This is a genomic window from Nocardioides pini (assembly GCF_026712185.1).
Taxonomy (GTDB): Bacteria; Actinomycetota; Actinomycetes; order Propionibacteriales; family Nocardioidaceae; genus Nocardioides; species Nocardioides pini.
On sequence record NZ_JAPPUX010000004.1, the window covers coordinates 187,754 to 205,957 of the forward strand.

At 71.8% G+C, this 18,204-nt stretch carries 15 protein-coding genes; 3 read left to right on the top strand and 12 right to left on the bottom strand.

The genetic code is table 11. From position 1 onward, the window contains the following. Positions 1–295: 295 nt before the first annotated feature. Positions 296–1,702 carry an HNH endonuclease signature motif containing protein gene (locus NYO98_RS14285; RefSeq protein WP_268112408.1) on the bottom strand — a complete coding sequence of 469 codons (1,407 nt, stop codon included), beginning with the start codon at positions 1,700–1,702 and terminating at the stop codon, positions 296–298. Between the two features lie 432 nt (positions 1,703–2,134). Beyond that, positions 2,135–2,863, bottom strand: coding sequence for a sulfotransferase family protein (locus NYO98_RS14290; RefSeq protein ID WP_268112409.1), 729 nt, complete (start codon positions 2,861–2,863; stop codon positions 2,135–2,137). Positions 2,864–2,936: 73 nt separating this feature from the next. On the opposite strand from NYO98_RS14290, the gene NYO98_RS14295 reads away from it, so the two are divergent. Then, entirely contained in the window at positions 2,937–3,449 is a 513-nt protein-coding gene (locus NYO98_RS14295; RefSeq protein WP_268112410.1) for a hypothetical protein, read from the top strand. Between the two features lie 15 nt (positions 3,450–3,464). On the opposite strand, the gene NYO98_RS14300 is transcribed toward NYO98_RS14295, so the two are convergent. From NYO98_RS14300 to hisD, 6 genes are all read right to left on the bottom strand, one after another. Continuing rightward, a complete protein-coding gene (locus NYO98_RS14300) occupies positions 3,465–5,177 on the bottom strand; it encodes an alkaline phosphatase family protein (RefSeq protein ID WP_268112411.1) in 1,713 nt (570 codons plus the stop codon). Between the two features lie 119 nt (positions 5,178–5,296). Continuing rightward, entirely contained in the window at positions 5,297–5,929 is a 633-nt protein-coding gene (locus NYO98_RS14305; protein ID WP_268112412.1) for a hemerythrin domain-containing protein, read from the bottom strand. Positions 5,930–5,988: 59 nt separating this feature from the next. Then, complete coding sequence (gene hisH, locus NYO98_RS14310; RefSeq protein WP_268112413.1) at positions 5,989–6,648, bottom strand: imidazole glycerol phosphate synthase subunit HisH; 660 nt, start codon at positions 6,646–6,648, stop codon at positions 5,989–5,991. Further along, positions 6,645–7,253 (bottom strand): imidazoleglycerol-phosphate dehydratase HisB, encoded by a 609-nt coding sequence (gene hisB / locus NYO98_RS14315; protein ID WP_268112414.1) that lies wholly within the window; start codon positions 7,251–7,253, stop codon positions 6,645–6,647. The genes hisH and hisB overlap by 4 nt, the downstream gene beginning before the upstream one ends. Continuing rightward, on the bottom strand, positions 7,250–8,377 hold the full coding sequence (locus NYO98_RS14320; RefSeq protein ID WP_268112415.1) for a histidinol-phosphate transaminase: 1,128 nt from the start codon (positions 8,375–8,377) through the stop codon (positions 7,250–7,252). The genes hisB and NYO98_RS14320 overlap by 4 nt, the downstream gene beginning before the upstream one ends. Further along, a complete protein-coding gene (gene hisD / locus NYO98_RS14325; protein WP_268112416.1) occupies positions 8,374–9,696 on the bottom strand; it encodes a histidinol dehydrogenase in 1,323 nt (440 codons plus the stop codon). Before hisD ends, NYO98_RS14320 begins: the two co-directional genes overlap by 4 nt. Positions 9,697–9,774: 78 nt before the next feature. Here hisD and NYO98_RS14330 point away from each other — a divergent pair, with 78 nt between their 5' ends. Both NYO98_RS14330 and ybaK read left to right on the top strand, forming a co-directional pair. Beyond that, a complete protein-coding gene (locus tag NYO98_RS14330) occupies positions 9,775–10,440 on the top strand; it encodes an LON peptidase substrate-binding domain-containing protein (protein WP_268112417.1) in 666 nt (221 codons plus the stop codon). 13 nt (positions 10,441–10,453) lie between these two features. Further along, positions 10,454–10,945, top strand: a complete 492-nt coding sequence (gene ybaK, locus NYO98_RS14335) for a Cys-tRNA(Pro) deacylase (protein ID WP_268112418.1) — start codon at positions 10,454–10,456, stop codon at positions 10,943–10,945. Positions 10,946–10,956: 11 nt separating this feature from the next. Here ybaK and NYO98_RS14340 read toward each other — a convergent pair whose 3' ends face one another. The 4 genes from NYO98_RS14340 to NYO98_RS14355 form a co-directional block, all read right to left on the bottom strand. Continuing rightward, complete coding sequence (locus tag NYO98_RS14340) at positions 10,957–12,723, bottom strand: DUF3352 domain-containing protein (RefSeq protein ID WP_268112419.1); 1,767 nt, start codon at positions 12,721–12,723, stop codon at positions 10,957–10,959. Positions 12,724–12,791: 68 nt separating this feature from the next. Continuing rightward, positions 12,792–13,388 (bottom strand): hypothetical protein, encoded by a 597-nt coding sequence (locus NYO98_RS14345; RefSeq protein WP_268112420.1) that lies wholly within the window; start codon positions 13,386–13,388, stop codon positions 12,792–12,794. Beyond that, the gene (gene dnaE, locus NYO98_RS14350; RefSeq protein WP_268112421.1) at positions 13,385–16,948 is read right to left on the bottom strand and encodes a DNA polymerase III subunit alpha; all 3,564 of its coding nucleotides are present in this window, start codon (positions 16,946–16,948) and stop codon (positions 13,385–13,387) included. Before dnaE ends, NYO98_RS14345 begins: the two co-directional genes overlap by 4 nt. A gap of 182 nt (positions 16,949–17,130) precedes the next feature. Then, positions 17,131–18,102 carry a DUF2332 domain-containing protein gene (locus tag NYO98_RS14355; RefSeq protein ID WP_268112422.1) on the bottom strand — a complete coding sequence of 324 codons (972 nt, stop codon included), beginning with the start codon at positions 18,100–18,102 and terminating at the stop codon, positions 17,131–17,133. Positions 18,103–18,204 lie beyond the last annotated feature (102 nt).

Below are 18,204 nucleotides of genomic sequence, written 5' to 3' on the forward strand. Positions count from 1 at the left end.
CGCGGGGAAGACGAACGGACCCGCTGCTTGTCGTCCACCCACGTCGAGGGGCCGTCCAGATCGTGCGGCAGCCGGGGTCCCGCGCGGCGGGCGCGACGAACGGAGGGCTCCACAGCCTCCAGGCCACCTGGCGGCGTGAAGCAGGCATCGCCCGGGTCATTGGCACTCCGGGTCTATCGGCTGGATACGCCGACCAGTCGTCGGGAACTACCTGCACGGGACTGGCTCGGGAGCGGGCCGCCAGGGACATACCTGTGGCCCCGCTACCTGGTGGGTGGCGGGGTGTGGGGCGGGGTCATGGTCGGCGAGGTCGCGGGATCGCAGTCGGGTCGGGCGGCTCGGCAGGATCGATCGGGCTGGTGCCGGTCAGGTCGCGTCGGTAGCGGTGACCGTGGGGGCTGGTCCACTCGAAGCAGCCTGGCTCGGTCATCCGGTAGGTCCAGGCGGTGTGGGTCTTGAGGCGGTGGTGGAACCTGCACAGGCAGGCGAGGTTCCAGGTCGCGGTGGGTCCCGGTTGGGGAAGGCCCTCGGCCGCGGCGCCGTGGTCGTGCTCGATCACGTGGTCGACGTCGCAGCCGCGCGCGGGGCGGGTGCACCACGGGAACACGCACGTGCGGTCCCGGAGAACGACCTGCTCGCGGATCCGGTCGGGGACCTCGTACGTCGAGGTGGTGAGCTGGGCGTTGAGGTCGAGGACGGGCTTGATGGTGACCTTGGTCCGGGAGTCGGCGCACCAGTCCTTGACCTGGTCCAGCAGCACGAGGCGCTGGCCCTCCTCCATCCGACCGGTCGGACCGAACACGGTCGCCTCGCCCGAGAAGCCGGCGTCGAAGTGCGCGTGCAGCACCACCTCCCGCGCAGGCGGCAGGTGCTCGCGATCCGCACCGGGGCCGGCGAGGTCGAGGGCGGTCTGCGTCCTCGCGAGGTCACCGAGGGCTGCGGAGCGGCGGGCCCCGAGCGGCGCCTGGGAGCCGAGGGCCTTCAGCGTGGCGGCGCCGTGGGCGAGTGCCCGGTCGAGGTCGACGGCGTCGGCGATGTCGAGCTCGGCCTCCAGCCGCATCGTCCCGGCGAAGTGCACGTCCTCGTCATGGATCGTCACGTGCCGCGGGTCGACCGACAGGTAGCCGTCCTCCGGATCCGCGGCCGGATCCGCCTCGGCGAGGTCGAACCGCTTGATCGCCTCGGCCACGAGCCGGTCGAGCTGCGCCGGACCGACCCTCCCCGCCACGGCGGCCACCTGCGCGTCCACGAACCCCGCCGCCTCCTGGGTCAGCGCGGGCGTCGCGTGGATGGTCGTCTCGGCCACCAGGCGGGCCCGCCAGGCAGGCACCCGCCCGGCCAGGACCTGGGCCCACAACCGCGGGAGCCGGTGGCGCAGCTCGAGGGCATGCCCGACGAGCTTCTTCGCCGCCGTGGTCGAGGTCCCGAGGACCCCGCCGAGCTCGGCGAGGCAGAACTCCGCCACCAGCGGCGCACCCTCACCGGCGATGGGCTCCTCGTGCTCGGAGCCCGGCACCGTGAACGCCGCGGCGGAGTGGATCGACTCCGGGGGGTGCAGGTCCGCCCACCGGGCCGCGAGCACCAGCTGGTCGGCCGCCGCCCGCTCCTCCTCGGCGCGTCGGGAGCGGATCGCACGCAGCAGGTCGGAGGCGGTGAGGTCCTCGACCCCACCTGCTCCCGGTCCCGCCAGCGTCTCGATCATGTGTTCGATTCTACGCGCCACCACCGACAGCGGTCGTTGTCCTGTCGCAGGACATCGGTGACAGACCTGCATCAGGACATCGGTGACACTTCAGGTGCTCTTGGTGGTGACACTTCGACCGCGAATCTGCGGTGGTGGCTGCCAACGAACCCCGACCACCCAAGGCAGGAACGAACACATTCACCCCACCCTGTTCCCCTACCTCGACAAACAGCCGCTGGCCGAGTCGCTGGCCGAGCCACATGCCCAGGTCGACGCGTTCGACCACTTCTTCCGACCTACACGGCGAGCTCCTCGCCGAGCACACCCGCCCCGGCCTTGGCGTCACCTACGTCGGCAACGGCTGACGCCCCGGACCACCGACAGCGGCCGTCGCCGTGAGCTCCGCCGGCTGTGAAGGGTCGCGCCTCGAGCAACACAGACCGGACCGGCTCAGCCGGCAGACGACGCACCGTCACCGGCCGCGGTGCGGAAGTGCCCCTCGATCTGCTCCTGGGTGTAGGGCTCCTGCACCTCCCGGGACGGACCGTCGAGCCCGAACAGCTCTCGGAAGGCCTGACGGTCGTTGGTCCGCGGCATCGGCGCGTCCGGAACGGGCAGGTAGAGGAAGTCGCAGAGCGGGCCCCATCCCTGCGTGACGTCATACTCGAGCAACCGGTCCGCCGGCACCTCGGAGCGGACCTCGGCGTTGTGCTGCTCGTACGCGGCGACGAGGTCGGCCGGGGACTGCTCCTCGTACGGCGTGCCGAAGGACCGCGTGGTCAGCACTCTTCCGAAGACCGACAGGTCGACGAGCTCCTGGCCCACCTCGGCAGCGTCGGGGACTGGCATGAGCATGAGCTCGTGGATGGTCTCGGAGTAGGAGTCCCACCACCGGTCGGGCGGGCGCACGGTCAGCAGCACCCTGGCACCCGGGTAGAGCGCCATGAGCTCACGCCACAGGGAGCACCCCGGCCAGTCGACCGTGGCGCCGTAGCCGTCGAGGACCCCGCGCATCGCACCGGTGTCACCAGCCGCAGCCGCGAGCCAGGCGGGCTGGTGCTCGAGGTGCGACAGCGCCTCGAACATGTGGTAGCACGGCTGCCCGAGGAGCATCTCGAGCGCTGCCTTGGTCGATGCCGTACCCGTGCGGCCGAACCCGGCCCCGATCACCTGCAACATCCGGCCTCCCGGTCCGGGTCCAGTCTCCGATCCAGCGCCGCGTGGCGCCACCGCGGACTGGACCATCGCTAGCGTGGGGCGCGTGATCGGCGACCGGTGGGGCGTGACCGAGGCCGAGGTGCGCCGTCCGTACGGGTGCGACGCCTTCGTGACCGCCCCGACGTTGCAGGCCTGGCGCGGCGTGACCGTCGACGCCGCCCCCGCGACCGTCTGGGCACGCCTGCGGCAGCTGCGCCTGGCGCCCTACTCCTATGACCTCGTCGACAACCTCGGCCGGCGGTCACCCCGCGACCTGCGTGACCTGCCGGACCCCCGGGTCGGCGACCCGTTCACCCGCGCACTCGGTCGCGACCAGGGTCGGGTGGTGGCGCTCGACCCGGGCCGCGAGCTCACGGCGACGATCATGGGCGCCCACCTGTCGTACGCCGTCCTGCCGCGGGACCGGGACGTGCGCCTGGTGCTCAAGGTCGTCGCTCGTACCAGCAGGTGGCTGGCCCCCGCCCTCTCGGTCGGCGACCTCGTGATGGCGCGCAGGCAGCTGCTGACCCTCAAGGAGCTGGCGGAGTCGGACCAGCAGAGCGCGTGATGAGACCGGCGTGGCCTAGCCTCGCCCGCCCTTGCGCACCGGGAGCTCGTAGGCGGTGCCGTCCATCGGGTGGGTCGCCGCGATGCCCATGGCCCGCAGGATGGTCGGCATGATGTCGACCGACCGCACCTCCGCGCGCAGGTCGTGGTGCGAGGTGTTGGCGCCGGCGAAGACGATCGGGACCTGCTGGGCCGAGCGCTGGATGCCTCCGTGATCGCCCAGGACGGAGTACGTCGTGTCGTCGGGCAGGGTGGCGACCAGGTCGGGGCCGTAGTCGGCGGCCTGGGTGTCGACGAGCTCCTGGGCCTTGGTGGCGAACCACAGCTTCTCGGCACCGTGCATCCGGTCCCACCGGACGGGGGTGACCCGGTCGTAGTGGTCGCCGTCGCGCCGCCACACGGCGGTCACGTCGGGCAGGTCCTCCATGATGCCCGCCGCCTCGGCGACCGCCTCGGGCGACTGGTCCTTCAGCCACACGTTGAGCGAGGAGTCGCTGTAGGAGAACCCGACGTTGGTCGCCCCGGTGCCGTCGTCGGTGCCCTCGATGAGCGGGAGCAGTGCCTCCTGCGGGCGGAGGTACGGCACGTCGTTGGCCGGTGAGCCGTAGTACCAGTTGAAGTAGCCGTAGTCGTTCAGCGGCTCGAAGTCGCCGTGGAAGTGACCCTCACCCGCCGCGACGGAGCCGTGGTCGGCGGTGAGGACGACGAGCGTGTCGTCGAGCTGACCGCTGTCCTCCAGCGCCTGCATGATCCGGCCGACCTGGGCGTCGGCGGTCTCGGTGGCGTAGCGCATGTGCGTCATCGGGTCGTAGCCCGGCGTGGCGCCCTCCGGGTCGTTGACGCCGCCCCACATGTGCGCGGCCTTGTCGACGCCCGGGAGGCTGACGAAGATGCCGCTCCAGCCGTCGCCCTCCTGCGCCATGATCTCGAGGACGGCGTCGGTGGCCCAGACGTCACCGCCCTGCTGGGCCGGGTCGTGGCCCACGACGTAGCGGTTGTCGGTGGCGGGGTAGAGCTGCGCCGGGTACTGGCCGGTGTCGTAGATGGTGTCGCGCCGGGCCAGCCAGCGGGAGCCGCAGGCGGCGGAGAAGTACGCCGGCACGTTGGCGCCCGTCGGCTGGCGGTAGCGGGTGGTGGTGCCGTCGGGGTTGGTGCAGGTCGGGCCGCTGCCGAACGTGATCGTCGAGGTGTTCGCCGAGCCGGGACCGCTGAGCCCCCAGGCGGCGTAGCCCTTCGGGCTGACGGTGAACACCTTGCCGGTGTCGTCGAGGTAGTCGGACAGGTGCGGGTAGCCGGCCGCCTGCTGCAGCGGCGCCATCTGGGCCCGGCCGAAGTTGCTGGTGATGTAGAGGCCACCGGGGGCGCCGAGCAGGCCGCCCACGTCGCGGTAGCCCTCGGAGGTCCAGCCCATGTGCTTGGGCGACGCGCCGGTCGTCAGGACGTTGTGGGTGACGACCGTGACCGACCCGGTGTGGCCGAGGTAGCCCTTGGGCGTGTCCACGCCGTCCTTCATGAGCGCCTGCACGTGGCTCATGCCGTACCGGTCGACGATCTCCTTGCTGAGGGCGTCGACGACGATGACCACGACCTTCGTCGGCGTCGCGACCGGGGTCGGCCCCTGCCCGCCGCGCTCCCCGGCCTGGGCACCCGACTGGGTGCCGGCGACGGTGAGCGCGACCGCGGCGGCGGCGGCGACGGCGGTGAGCAGGCGGGTGCGACGCTGAGCCATGACGACTCCCTCCCGGCGCGGCAGCGCTGCCGCGTTCCGTGAGCCGAACGTAGACCCGGCCCGCACCCCCGGCAATCCCCAGGGATGGGTAGGTCCGACCGCGCCCAGACGGCGAGGGGTCAGCGCCAGACGGGGGCGACCTCGCGACGGTAGCGACGCGCGAGGAGCAGCGTGAGGACCGTGATGACGGGTGCCGGGATGGTCTCCCGCAAGGCTGTCCGCTCCCGCTCCCCCGCCCCGTCCTGCATCCACGCGAGCGAGTTGGCCGCGTCGACCGGGCTGGCGGGGCGGAGCTTCTTGCTCATCGCCTTGAACTCCTCGTCGTCCTGCAGCGCCCCCATCGGTCCCTCGACGTCGCGCTCCTCGTGGTCGAGGTGGCCGTTGATCACCTCCCGGGCGCGCGCGACCTCGTCGGCCGCGGCGGTGGCGTTGATCGAGGACGGCGCGGCGACGACCTCGTCGAGGCTGGTCGACACCGACGACAGTGCCTGCTTCATCGCGACGTGCTCGGCCTCCATCTGCTCCAGCAGCGTGAGGTCCACCCCTCGCGACTGGAGGAACGGCCATACGTGCTCGTCCTCGGCCTCGTGGTGGTGGGTCAGCTCCCTGACCAGGTTGCGCCAGGCGGTGCGGATCTCGCGGGCACGCGCCGTGTCCCCGTCTGGCAGCGCGCGCAGCGCCTGCTCGGTCCGGCTCACGTCGCGGCGCACCGCCGCGTGGATGATCTGGTTCATGCTGAGCTGCTCGGCCATGCCGAGACGCTAACGAGCCGTCGCGGTGGTGGGCGACCCGATTTCGGGGTAAGTCCCGATCAGCGAGGGGCCCGGGCCGCCACCGACAACGACGAGACCCAGTTGTGCAGCAGCGCGGCGCCGGCGTCCCCGGACTTCTCCGGGTGGAACTGGGTCGCGGACAGCGGCCCGTTCTCGACCGCGGCCACGAACCGGTCGCCGCCGTGCTCGGCCCAGGTCACCAGCGGCGCGGCCGTGCGGTCGTTGGTGACGAGGTCCCACGAGCGCGCGGCGTAGGAGTGCACGAAGTAGAAGCGCTCGTCCTCGACCCCCGCGAACAGCCGCGTCCCTGCGGGGGCCTCGACGGTGTTCCAGCCCATGTGGGGCACCACGTCGGCCTCGAGCCGGGTGACCAGCCCGGGCCACTCGTCGCAGCCGTCGGTCTCGACGCCGTGCTCGACACCGCCCGCGAACAGGACCTGCATCCCGACGCAGATGCCGAGGACCGGACGTCCGCCCGCGAGGCGCCGGCCGATGATCCGCTCGCCCTTGATCGCGCGCAGGCCCGCCATGCACGCGGCGTAGGCGCCCACGCCGGGCACCACGAGGCCGTCGGCCGCCAGCGCGGTGTCGAAGTCGCCGGTCAGCGTGACGGTGGCACCCGCGCGCTCGACGGCCCTGACCACCGAGCGGAGGTTGCCTGAGCCGTAGTCCAGGACGACGACGTCGGGTGCCGTCACAGGCTGCCCTTCGTCGACGGCACCCCGGTCTCGCGCGGGTCGATCGCCACCGCGTCGCGGAAGGCGCGGGCGAAGGCCTTGAACTGCGCCTCGACGACGTGGTGCGGGTCGCGGCCCCCGAGCACCCGCACGTGGAGCGCGAGGTGGGCGTGGAAGGAGATCGTCTCGAAGACGTGGCGGGTGAGGGAGCCCAGGTAGGTGGCGCCGGTGCCGCCGATGGCGACGTGCTCCTGGCCCTCCGGCTCACCCGTGTGCACGCAGTACGGCCGGCCCGAGACGTCCACGACGGCCTGGACGAGCGCCTCGTCGAGCGGCACCGTGGCGTCGCCGAAGCGACGGATGCCGGCCTTGTCGCCGAGGGCCTCGCGCAGCGCCTGGCCGAGCACGATGGCGGTGTCCTCGACCGAGTGGTGGGCGTCGATGTGGGTGTCGCCGCTGGTCTGGACGACGAGGTCGACCAGCGAGTGGCGGGCGAAGGCGTCGAGCATGTGGTCGTAGAACCCCACGCCGGTCGACACGTCGGAGCGGCCGCTGCCGTCGAGGTCGACCTCGACGAGGACGCGGGACTCCTTGGTGGTGCGCTCGATCTTCGCGGTGCGGCTCATGCCGGCTCCTCCGTCATCTCGATTGTCTCCAGCAGGGCCTTCCTGAAGGCCGCCATCTCCTCGGCCGTGCCGATCGACACGCGCAGCCATCCGTCGGGACCCGTCTCGCGGATCAGCACGCCGCGCTCGACGAGACCCTGCCAGACCGCGTGGCGGTCGGCGAACCGGCCGAACAGCGCGAAGTTGGCGTCGGAGTCGGCGACCTCGAGTCCCTGGTCGCGCAGCCATGCCACCGTCGCGTCCCGCTCGGCGCGCAGGTCGTCGACCTTGCCGAGCAGCTCGGGGGCGTGCCGCAGGGCCGCAAGCGCGGTCGCCTGGGTGACGGCCGAGAGGTGGTAGGGCAGCCGGACGACCCGGATCGCGTCGCAGATCGCGGGGTCGGCGGCGAGGTAGCCGAGACGCGCCCCGGCCAGGGCGAACGCCTTGCTCATGGTGCGCGTCACGACGAGGTTGCGGTGCCGCGGCAGCAGCTCGAGCGCGCTCGGGGTGCCGGCGCGGCGGAACTCGCCGTAGGCCTCGTCGACGACGATGATGCCGCCGGGCTCGTAGGACGCGGCGGCCTCGCACAGCATCGTGACCGCCTCGGGCGGCAGCGCGGTCCCGGTCGGGTTGTTGGGGCTCGGCAGGAGCACGACCGAGGGACGGCGCTCCTCCACCAGCCGGCGCGCGGCGTCGAGGTCGAGGGAGAAGTCCTCGGCCCGGTGCCCGGCCACCCACTCGGTCATCGTGTCGCGGGCGTACTCGGGGTACATCGAGTACGTCGGCGCGAACGAGAGGGCGACGCGCCCCGGACCGCCGAAGGCCTGCAGCAGCTGCAGCATCACCTCGTTGGACCCGTTGGCCGCCCACACCATGTCGGGCGTGATGCCCGACCCGCCGGAGGTGTCGAGGTACGCCGCCAGCGCGGTGCGCAGCTCGACGAACTCGCGGTCGGGGTAGCGGTTGAGCGACACCGCGGCCTCTCCCACCGAACGGGAGATGTCGGCGGCCGCCTCGGTCGAGGGACCGTAGGGGTTCTCGTTGACGTTGAGCTGCACGGGTGCCTGCTCCAGCGTCAGCTGGGGCGCACCGTAGGGCTCGATCCCCCGCAGCTCGTCACGCAGCGGGGGGAACGGCCCGCTCACCGGCGGGACCGGTCGCTGTCGAATCGGACGCTGACCGCTTGGCCGTGGCCCGGCAGGTCCTCCGCCTCGGCCAGCGTCACGACGTGGTCGGCGACCTCGGCGAGCGCGTCGCGCGAGTAGTCGATGACGTGCACCGACTTGGTGAACGCCCGCACGGACAGCCCGCTGGAGTGGCAGGCGCAGCCCGCCGTCGGCAGCACGTGGTTCGAGCCCGCGCAGTAGTCGCCGAGCGACACCGGCGACCAGGCGCCGACGAAGATCGCCCCGGCGTTGCGGACGCGCGCGGCGTGGGCGGCGGCGTCGCGGGTGACGACCTCGAGGTGCTCGGCGGCGTAGGCGTCGACGACGGCGACGCCCTGGTCCATGTCGTCGACCAGCACGATCGCGGACTGCCGCCCGCCCAGCGCCGTGCGGATGCGCTCGGTGTGACGGGTGGCGAAGACCTGCTTGTCGAGCTCGGCCTCCACCGCGTCGGCGAGCTCGAGCGAGTCCGTGACCAGCACCGACGCCGCCATCGGGTCGTGCTCGGCCTGGCTGACCATGTCGGCGGCGACGAACGCGGCCTCGGCGCTGTCGTCGGCCAGGATCGCGATCTCGGTGGGGCCGGCCTCGGAGTCGATGCCGACGACCCCGCGCAGCAGGCGCTTGGCCGCCGCGACGTAGATGTTGCCCGGCCCGGTGACGAGGTCGACCCGCGCGCACGGACCGGCGCCGTAGGCGAACATCGCGATCGCCTGCGCGCCGCCGACGGCGTAGACCTCGTCCACGCCGAGCAGGGCGCACGCCGCCAGGATGGTCGGCTCCGGCAGGCCGCCGCGGTCCTTCTGCGGCGGGCTCGCCAGCGCGATCGACCGCACGCCGGCGACCTGGGCCGGGACGACGTTCATCACCACGCTGCTCACCAGCGGGGCGAGGCCGCCGGGCACGTAGAGGCCGACGCGGTCGATGGGGACCTTGCGGTGGGTGACGGTCGCGCCCGGGGCGACCTGGCTCGTGACGTCGCGCTCGAGCTCCGCCTCGCACGTGGCACGCAGGCGGCGGATCGACTCCTCGAGCCCGGCGCGGACCGCCGGGTCCAGCGCCTCGAGCGCGGTCGTGAGCGCCTCGCGCGGGACCGCGATGTCGTCGCTTCGAACGCCGTCGAAGCGGGCGGAGAAGTCCGTGATCGCCTCCACGCCGCGTGCGCGCACCGCGTCGAGGATCGGCTGCACCTGATGCGTGGCGGCCTCGACGTCGAACTCGGCGCGAGGCACGCTCGCGCGGTAGTCGACGGACGCCGCGTCGGCGCCCCTCAGGTCGATGCGACGGATCAGGGACATGCCCTGATTCTAGGTTCCCCCGCGGGTCGACCCGAAGTCGCGGGCCCGGGGTGGACACCGGCCACTAGTGTCGTGGGTGTGAGCGACCCCCTGCCGATGTTCCCGCTGAGCACCGTGGTGTTCCCGGGCATGAGCGTGCCGCTCCACGTCTTCGAGGACCGCTACCGGATGCTCGTGCGCCACCTCCTCGAGGAGGAGGACCCCGCGCAACGCGTCTTCGGCACCGTCGCGATCCGCGAGGGCTACGAGGTCGGCGACCACGGCGCCCAGTCGGTCTACCGCGTCGGCTGCGTGCTGCAGCTCACCGAGGTCGACCGGCGCGAGGACGGCACCTTCGACATCGTCGCCGTCGCCCGCGAGCGACTGGTGCTCGAGGAGATGCAGCGCGGTGGCGACTACCCGCAGGGCCTCGCCGTCGTGCTGCCGGAGCCGGAGGTGGACGTGCCCGCCGAGGTCCTCGAGCGGGCCCGCGCCACCTTCACCGCGTTCCGGGCAGCGATGACCGAGCTCCAGGGCGACCCGTTCAGCGGCACGCTCCCCCGCGACCCGGACTACCTCGCCTGGACGCTGTCCGCGCTCGCACCGCTGCCCATGGCCGAGCGGCAGTCGCTGCTCGAGGCGGAGGACGCCACCGAGCGGCTCACCCTCGTGACCCGGATGCTGACCGAGGAGCTCCGCGCGATCAACGTCATCCCGTCGCTGCCGGCCACCCAGGTGGCCCGCACCGCCTGGTCCCCCAACTGACGAGGGCCCGCGGATGGTGAAGAAGGCCCGTGGCGCGGGTGGTACGCCGGCCACGGTCGCCCTGACGGCCGCGGGCATCGCCTTCGAGGTGCGGACCTACGAGCACGACCCGCGGGCGACGTCGTACGGGCTGGAGGCCGCCGAGGCGCTCGACGTCGACCCTGCCCGGGTCTTCAAGACGCTCCTCGCCTCGCTCGACGGCTCCCTCGTCGTCGGGATCGTGCCGGTCACCGGCCAGCTCGACCTCAAGGCGCTGGCACGTGCCCTCGGCGGCAGCAAGGCCGTGATGGCCGAGGTGGTGGCCGCGGAGCGCGCCACCGGCTACGTCGCCGGCGGGATCTCGCCGGTCGGGCAGAAGCGTCGGCACCCCACGGTGCTCGACGCCTCGGCGCTCGACCACGACACGATCCTGGTCTCCGGCGGACGGCGCGGGTTCGACATCGAGCTGGCGCCGCCGGACCTGGTGGCGATCACCGGAGCGGTGACCGCCACCATCGGCCGCTGAGGCGACCGCGGTCAGTCGGTGGTGACCTTCAGGAGTCCGTGGACGACGTCGCCGTCGACCCAGCCGCTGATGCCGAGGGCCGAGAGCGGCTCGACGTTCTTGCTGACGTCCGGCGAGTCACCGGTCAGCCGGACCAGCCAGTCGTCGTCGGCGTCGAAGTTGACGAAGAGCACCGACTGGGCCTCGTCGGACTCGACGACCTCCGAGTAGGCGGCGCTGTCACCGAGGCTGCCGCCACCCTCGAGCTCGCCGCGGTAGCCCTCCTGCAGCGCCAGGACGGCGTACCCGTCGCCCTCGGTCACCTGCATGAACTCCGCCGCCTCGGGACCTGCCTGCTCGGCGATCTTGTCGAGCACGGCCTGGATCTCGTCGGGGTCGCCGTCGATCCGGATGCCCACCGGCACCTCGCCCGGGCCGCCGTTGGCCACCGCGTCGGGGTCGAGGCCACTGCCCAGGGAGACGGTGACACCCTCGCCGAGGAGGGTCTCGAGGTCCTCGGGGAAGGCGAGGCCGGTCTCGGACTCGAACTGCGCGAGCTCCTCGTCGATCGTCGCGCTGTCCTCGGGGAGGCTGCGCTTGACGTAGTCGAGCACCGCGCCGGCCCAGCCCTCCTCGAGGGACATGCCGAACGCGGCGACGGTGTCGTCCGGCAGGCCGGCGATCATGTCGGCGCCGTTCTGGCTGTCCATGAACTTCGTCAGGTCGGGCTGGTAGTTGGAGACGGCGTACTCGACCTCGACCGCGCCGTCGTCGAACCGGACGGTCGCCGCCATGCCGTCGAAGTCGTCGATGATCTGCTGGAGCTCCGCCGGCACCTCCTCGGTCGGCGCCGTGGTGTCCGAGGTGTCACCCGTCGTCGAGAAGCACGCGTCGATCTCCTCGCTCGTGGTGGCGCTGTCGATGCACTCCGGGTCGAACATCTCCGGCGAGTCCGAGGACAGGTCCTCACCGAGCGCAGCGCCCGGCATGCCCATCATCCCCATGCCGCCCATGCCGCCGAGCTCGTCGAGGTACTTGGTGGCGCCCTTGCCGACGTACATCGACATGAAGCCGTCGTCACCCGCCTCGCCGGTCCACTTCCCGAAGGCGGCGTCGCCCGCGAGCGTCGAACCGTCGGCCGCGTCGACGACCTTCTGGGCGACCTCCGGCGTCTCCGCGACGACGATCCAGTCGCCGTCGACGACCCAGCCACCCACGTCGCCCTCGGAGCCCTCGGAGCCCTCGGAGCCCTCGCCGCCGCCGCACGCGTCGACCAGCGCCGCGAGCCCGTCCTCCGCCTTGCCGGCGTCGGTGGTCTGCACGACCCCGACCGGGGTCGGCTCGTCCTCGCCGAGGTCGACGACCGCCATCGCCGCGCGGGAGCCCAGCCACGGCTTGACGTCGGCGTCGTAGTCGAGGCCCTCGCACTCACCGGAGGAGGTGACCTCCTCGAAGAGGCGCTCGCGCAGGTCGTCGTCGGTCTTCAGGTCGATCGCGTCGGTGAAGCCGGGGAACTTGCGCAGCGTCTTGATGGCCTCGATCTTCTGGCCGCCGCTCGGGTCGAGGTCGACGCTGAGGTAGGCGACCGTCGAGGCGGGCAGCGCCTCCGCCGGCTGCGCGCCGGTGGAGAAGAAGCTGGTCGCCGCCCAGGCGCCGCCGGCGACGACCGCACCCCCGGCGACGATCGCACCCACCGCGATCAGCCGCTTCTTGTTGTCGTTGTCGGGCGCGGTCTGCGCCGGCGCCGATCCGTCGAGGTACTCAGGCCCGTCGGCCGGACCGCCCGGTGTCATGCTCATGTCGTTCTGCTCCCCCGTTGCACGGGTCCCGACCACGTCGGGACTGCCCACTTGCGGGCGGCGCAAGCCTACCCACGTGGACGCCGGGCGAACCCCCAGTTCCCCAAGAGATAGGACCCGACCAGACCGGCCATGGCACCGGCGGGCAGGACGACCAGTGCGGTGGAGTGCCACCGCACGCGGCCGCGGTCGGGGGCGGTCAGGCCCAGGTCCCCGGGCAGCGGTGTGTAGTCGGGCTGACCCGCCGCCAGCGCCTGCGGGTCGGGCGGGCCGAGCGCGCTCCCGACGGCGTACATCACGACGGCGGCGACGGCCGCCGAGACGAGCACCGCCACCACCGTCACGGTCTCGTGACCGCGCCACAGGCCCACCAGCACGGCGAGCACCAGACCGAGCGGGAACGCGATCAGGACGAACAGGGCGATGCCCTCGAAGGAGAAGTCGGGACCGGCCGGCTCGAGGTACCAGCGACCGTCGTAGGCCAGTCCGGTCGGCGCCTGCCACAGCCGCTCCCACAGCACGCCACCGGCCGCTCCCGCGGCGACGAAGAGCGCGAGCACCGACCCGACGCGCAGCAGCAGCCGACGCGTCGTGCCGGTCGCATCGTCAGGTCCGTCAGGTCCGTCAGGGGCGTGCTGGCCGACGGCGGGCGTCATGTCGCTCATCCGGTCAGGCAGCCGGGCCCGAGCAGCTGCTTGAGGTCGGCGAACAGCGCCGGGCTCGGGCTGACGCGCAGGTTGTCGTCGAGGCGCAGCACCTTGGTCGAGCTCCGGGTCAGCAGCCGCAGCTGGACCTCGGTCATCCCGGGGTGGGTGCCGAGGACGTCGCGCAGCTGGGCGACGACCGGTGGGGTGCACCGGGTCGACGGGAGGCTGATGACGACCGGGCCTGTGGGTCCCTGGGTCAGGTCGGGCGCCGTGACCTCCTGGGCGCGGAGCTCGGGCTGGTCCTTGTCGCGGGAGAGCTGCCCCTTGATCCGCACGATGTTGTCCTCGACGAGCAGGGTCGAGGCCAGCGCGTAGGAGCTCGGGAAGAGCAGCACGTCGATCGCGCCGTCGAGGTCCTCCAGCGTGATGGTCGCCCACGGGTCGCCCCGCTTGGTGATCCTGCGCGCGACCGACGTGATCAGGCCGCTGACCGTGATCGTGGAGTTGTGCGGCCGGTCCTCGTCGAGCATGAGCTGGCCGATGGTGCAGTCGGTGCCCTGGGAGAGGACGTGCTCGAGGCCGAGGAGCGGGTGGTCGGAGACGTAGAGGCCGAGCATCTCGCGCTCGTGGCCGAGCAGCGTCATCTTGTCCCAGTCCTCGACGTCCGGGATCACGACCGTCGCACCGGCACCGCCCACGTCGTCGGGCATCAGCATGTCGATCAGCGAGTCCTGCCCGCTCTCGTCGTCCTTCTTCGCCTGGACGTACTTCTCGACGGCGTCCTCGTGGATGATCGAGAGCGCCCGACGCCGGTGCTTCATGTCGTCGTAGGCGCCGGCCTTGATGAGCGAGTCCACGACGCGCTTGTTGCAGACCAGCGCCGGGACCTTGTCCATGAAGTCGTTGAAGTCGGTGTAGCGGCCCTTCTCCTCGCGGGCACCGACGATGCGGTCGACGACGTTGCTGCCGACGTTGCGCACGGCGGTGAGGCCGAAGCGGATGTCGTTGCCCACCGGCGTGAAGTTCGCGTGCGACTCGTTGACGTCCGGCGGCAGCACCTGGATCTTCATGCGCCGGCACTCGTTGAGGTAGATCGCCATCTTGTCCTTGTCGTCCTTGACGGACGTCAGGAGCGCGGCCATGTACTCGGCGGGGTAGTTGGCCTTGAGGTAGGCGGTCCAGTAGGTGATGACGCCGTAGGCCGCGGAGTGCGACTTGTTGAAGGCGTAGTCGGAGAACGGGAGCAGGATCTCCCACAGCTTGTCGATCGCGACCTGCGGGAAGTTGCGCTCGAGCATGCCGGCCTGGAAGCCGGCGTACTGCTTGTCGAGCTCCTCCTTCTTCTTCTTGCCCATCGCGCGGCGGAGGTTGTCGGCAGCACCCAGGGTGAAGCCCGCCAGCACCTGGGCGATCGCCATCACCTGCTCCTGGTAGACGATCAGGCCGTAGGTCTCCCCGAGGACCGGCTCGAGCGCCTCGGCGAGCGCGGGGTGGATCGGCTCGATCGCCTCGCGGCCGTTCTTGCGGCGGGCGTACTTGTTGTGGGAGTCGGCCCCCATCGGGCCGGGGCGGTAGAGCGCGCTTACGGCCGTGATGTCGGCGAAGGCATCGGGCTGCAGGGAGCGCAGCAGCGAGCGCATGCCCGAGCCGTCGAGCTGGAAGACGCCGAGCGTGTCGCCGCGGCCCATCAGCTCGTAGGTCGCCCGGTCGTCGAAGGGCAGCTCCTCCAGCACGACCGTCTCGTCGCGGTTGACCTGGATGTTGGCCAGCGCGTCCTCGAGGATGCGCAGGTTGGAGAGGCCGAGGAAGTCCATCTTGACGAGCCCGAGCGACTCGCACATCGGGTAGTCGAACTGGGTGATGACGGCGCCGTCCTGCGGGCGCGCCATGATCGGTACGACGTCGATGATCGGCTCGCTCGACATGATCACGCCGGCGGCGTGCACGCCCCAGTTGCGGATCTGGCCCTCGAGGCCGAGCGCGGTGTTGAAGATGGTGCGCACGTCGGGGTCGGAGTCGTGCAGGGCCCGGAACTCGCCGCCCTCGTTGTAGCGCTTGTGCTGGGGGTCGAAGATGTCCTTGAGCGCGACGCCCTTGCCCATCACGTCGGGCGGCAGCGCCTTGGTGATGCGGTCGGAGATCGCGAAGCCGTGGTCGAGGACGCGCGCGGCGTCCTTGATGGCGGCCTTGGCCTTGAGCCGGCCGAAGGTCGCGATCTGCGCCACCCGCTCGGTGCCGTACTTCTCGGTGACGTACTTGATGACCTCGCCGCGCCGGGCGTCGTCGAAGTCGATGTCGAAGTCGGGCATCGACGGGCGCTCGGGGTTGAGGAACCGCTCGAAGAACAGGCCGTGCTCGAGGGGGCAGAGGTCGGTGATGCTCAACGCGTAGGCGGCGATCGAGCCCGCACCGGAGCCGCGGCCCGGTCCCACGCGGATGCCGTTGCGCTTGGACCACTGGATGAAGTCGGCGACCACGAGGTAGTAGCCGCAGTAGCCCTTCTGGGAGATGACGCCGAGCTCCATCTCGACCCGGTCCTTGACCTCCTGGGTCAGCTGCTCACCGGGGTAGCGCGCCTCGATGCCCCGCCACACCTCCTTGCGGAACCAGCTCTCCTCGGTCTCGCTCTCGGGGACGTCGGCGCGAGCCATGTAGCCGCCGGTGGACTCGACGAACTCCACGTTGCACCGCTCGGCGATCTCGAGGGTGTTGTCGCAGCCGTCCGGGAACTCCGACCAGAGCTCGCGCATCTCCTGGGCGGACTTGACGTAGTAGCCGCCCCCGTCGAACTTCAGGCGGTTGGTGTCGGCCAGCCGCTTGCCCGAGGCGACGCAGATGAGGGCGTCCTGGCCGTCGGCGTCCTCGGGGTTGGTGTAGTGGGTGTCGTTGGTGACGATCGTCGGCAGGCCGAGCGTCCTGGCGATCTTGACCAGGTCCTCGCGGGTGGCCCGCTCGGCGGCGATGCCGTGGTCCATCAGCTCGAGGTAGAAGTTGTCCTTGCCGAAGATGTCCTGGAACTCGCCCGCGGCACGGAGCGCCTCGTCGTACTGGCCGAGCGTCAGCCGGGTCTGGATCTCGCCGGACAGGCACCCCGTGCTGGCGATGATCCCCTTGGAGTAGCGCTGGAGCAGCTCACGGTCCATGCGGGGCTTGTAGTAGTAGCCCTCGAGGCTGGCGAGGCTGGCGAGCCGGAAGAGGTTGTGCATGCCCTCGGTCGTCTCCGCCCACATGGTCATGTGGGTGTAGGCGCCACCGCCGGCGACGTCCTTGCCGCCCTCCTCCGCGAGGTCGCCCTGGCCCCAGCGGACCCGGCGGCGCTCGCCGCGCATCGTGCCCGGGGTGAGGTAGGCCTCGATGCCGATGATCGGCTTCACGCCGTGCTGCTTGGCCTTGCGGTAGAAGTCGTAGGCGCCGTGGAGGTTGCCGTGGTCGGTCATCGCGATGGCCGGCATGCCCAGCTCGCTGGTGCGCGCGAAGAGGCCGTCGAGCAACGACGCCCCGTCGAGCATGGAGTACTCGGTGTGCACGTGGAGGTGCACGAAGCTGTCCGCGGATCTGGTGGAGGAGCCGGACGACATGGAGGAGACTTCCGCGCCTTTCGGGGTCGCTGAACGGGGTCGAACGTGGAGCCGTGCTGGCTGCGCAGCGGTGCATCCAGAAGGAGGGGGAAGAGCAGTCAGCCTACGTCAGTGTGCCCGGCCCCACCGACAGGACACACGACCCGATCCACACCGTGGCGGCCGGCAGCCGGTGGTGCCGCTCACAGCCAGTCGACGGCATGGCCGTGACCGTGGCTCCAGGCCACCGCGACACCGTCCAGCGCGGTCACGAACCGCCCCGACGGTGCGTCGGACGCGCCTGCGACGCGTGGCAGGACCCGCCTGCCCTCGTTGCTGATCCAGCGGCACCGCCCCTGACCGACGAGACGGGTCATCAGGTCGTGGAACCGCACCCGGTCCGGCTCCTCCAGGTAGGCGACGACCGCCGAGTGGAACACCACCGGCGTGCCGTGCGGGGCCGCCTCGTCGAGCAGGGCGGGCAGGTGGTCGAGGAGGTCGCCGCGGCGCAGCACCGGCGGCTCCCGACGGGCCACCGCGACGGCCGCACGGAGCCGGTCGCGACGCTCGTCCTGCTCCGGCCAGACCAGGTTCTCCAGCCACGCCATCGCGTCGGGGTCCGCCACGTCGAGCGGGTTGAGGTCGACCCCGCCCCGCCACGCCACGCGCGGGTGCGCGGCGGGCAGCGGCAGCGGCCCGGTCGCCCGGGCGGTGAGCACCGGTCCCCCGCTCCCCCGCAGCTCGCCCGCCGGCGGCCAGGAGTAGTCGTAGCGGTCCGGGAAGAGGCACAACCCCGCGCTGGCGCCGACCTCGACCAGGGACAGCGGACCGTGGTCGAGGCCGACGAGCCCCAGGACGGGGACGAGCGTCGCGAGGCGGCCGACCTCGTTGGTCTGCGTGGCCCGCGCCATGACGGTGGCGCGCACGGCCGGCTCCTGCTCGACCAGCACCGTGCGCAGGGCGTCGTACGGCGCCGGGGCGGGCGCGCCGTGCCAGCGCGCAGCGGCGAAGACCAGGTTGGGCTGGCGCTTGACCGGCGGCAGCGTGCCCAGCCAGGCGAGGACCTCCTCGTCGTCCGCGACGCCCAGCGCCCACGCCTCGAAGCACGGGGAGTCACCGGCCGCGTAGGCCGCGAAGTCGCGGTACTCCGCCACCACGTCGTCGTAGAGCAGCACGCCGCCATCATCCCGGGCGACGAGGCTGCCCGGACGGACTAGTCCGAACGGGGGGCCGTTGACTAGGTGATGTGGGTCACATACCGTTCCACCTAGGCCATT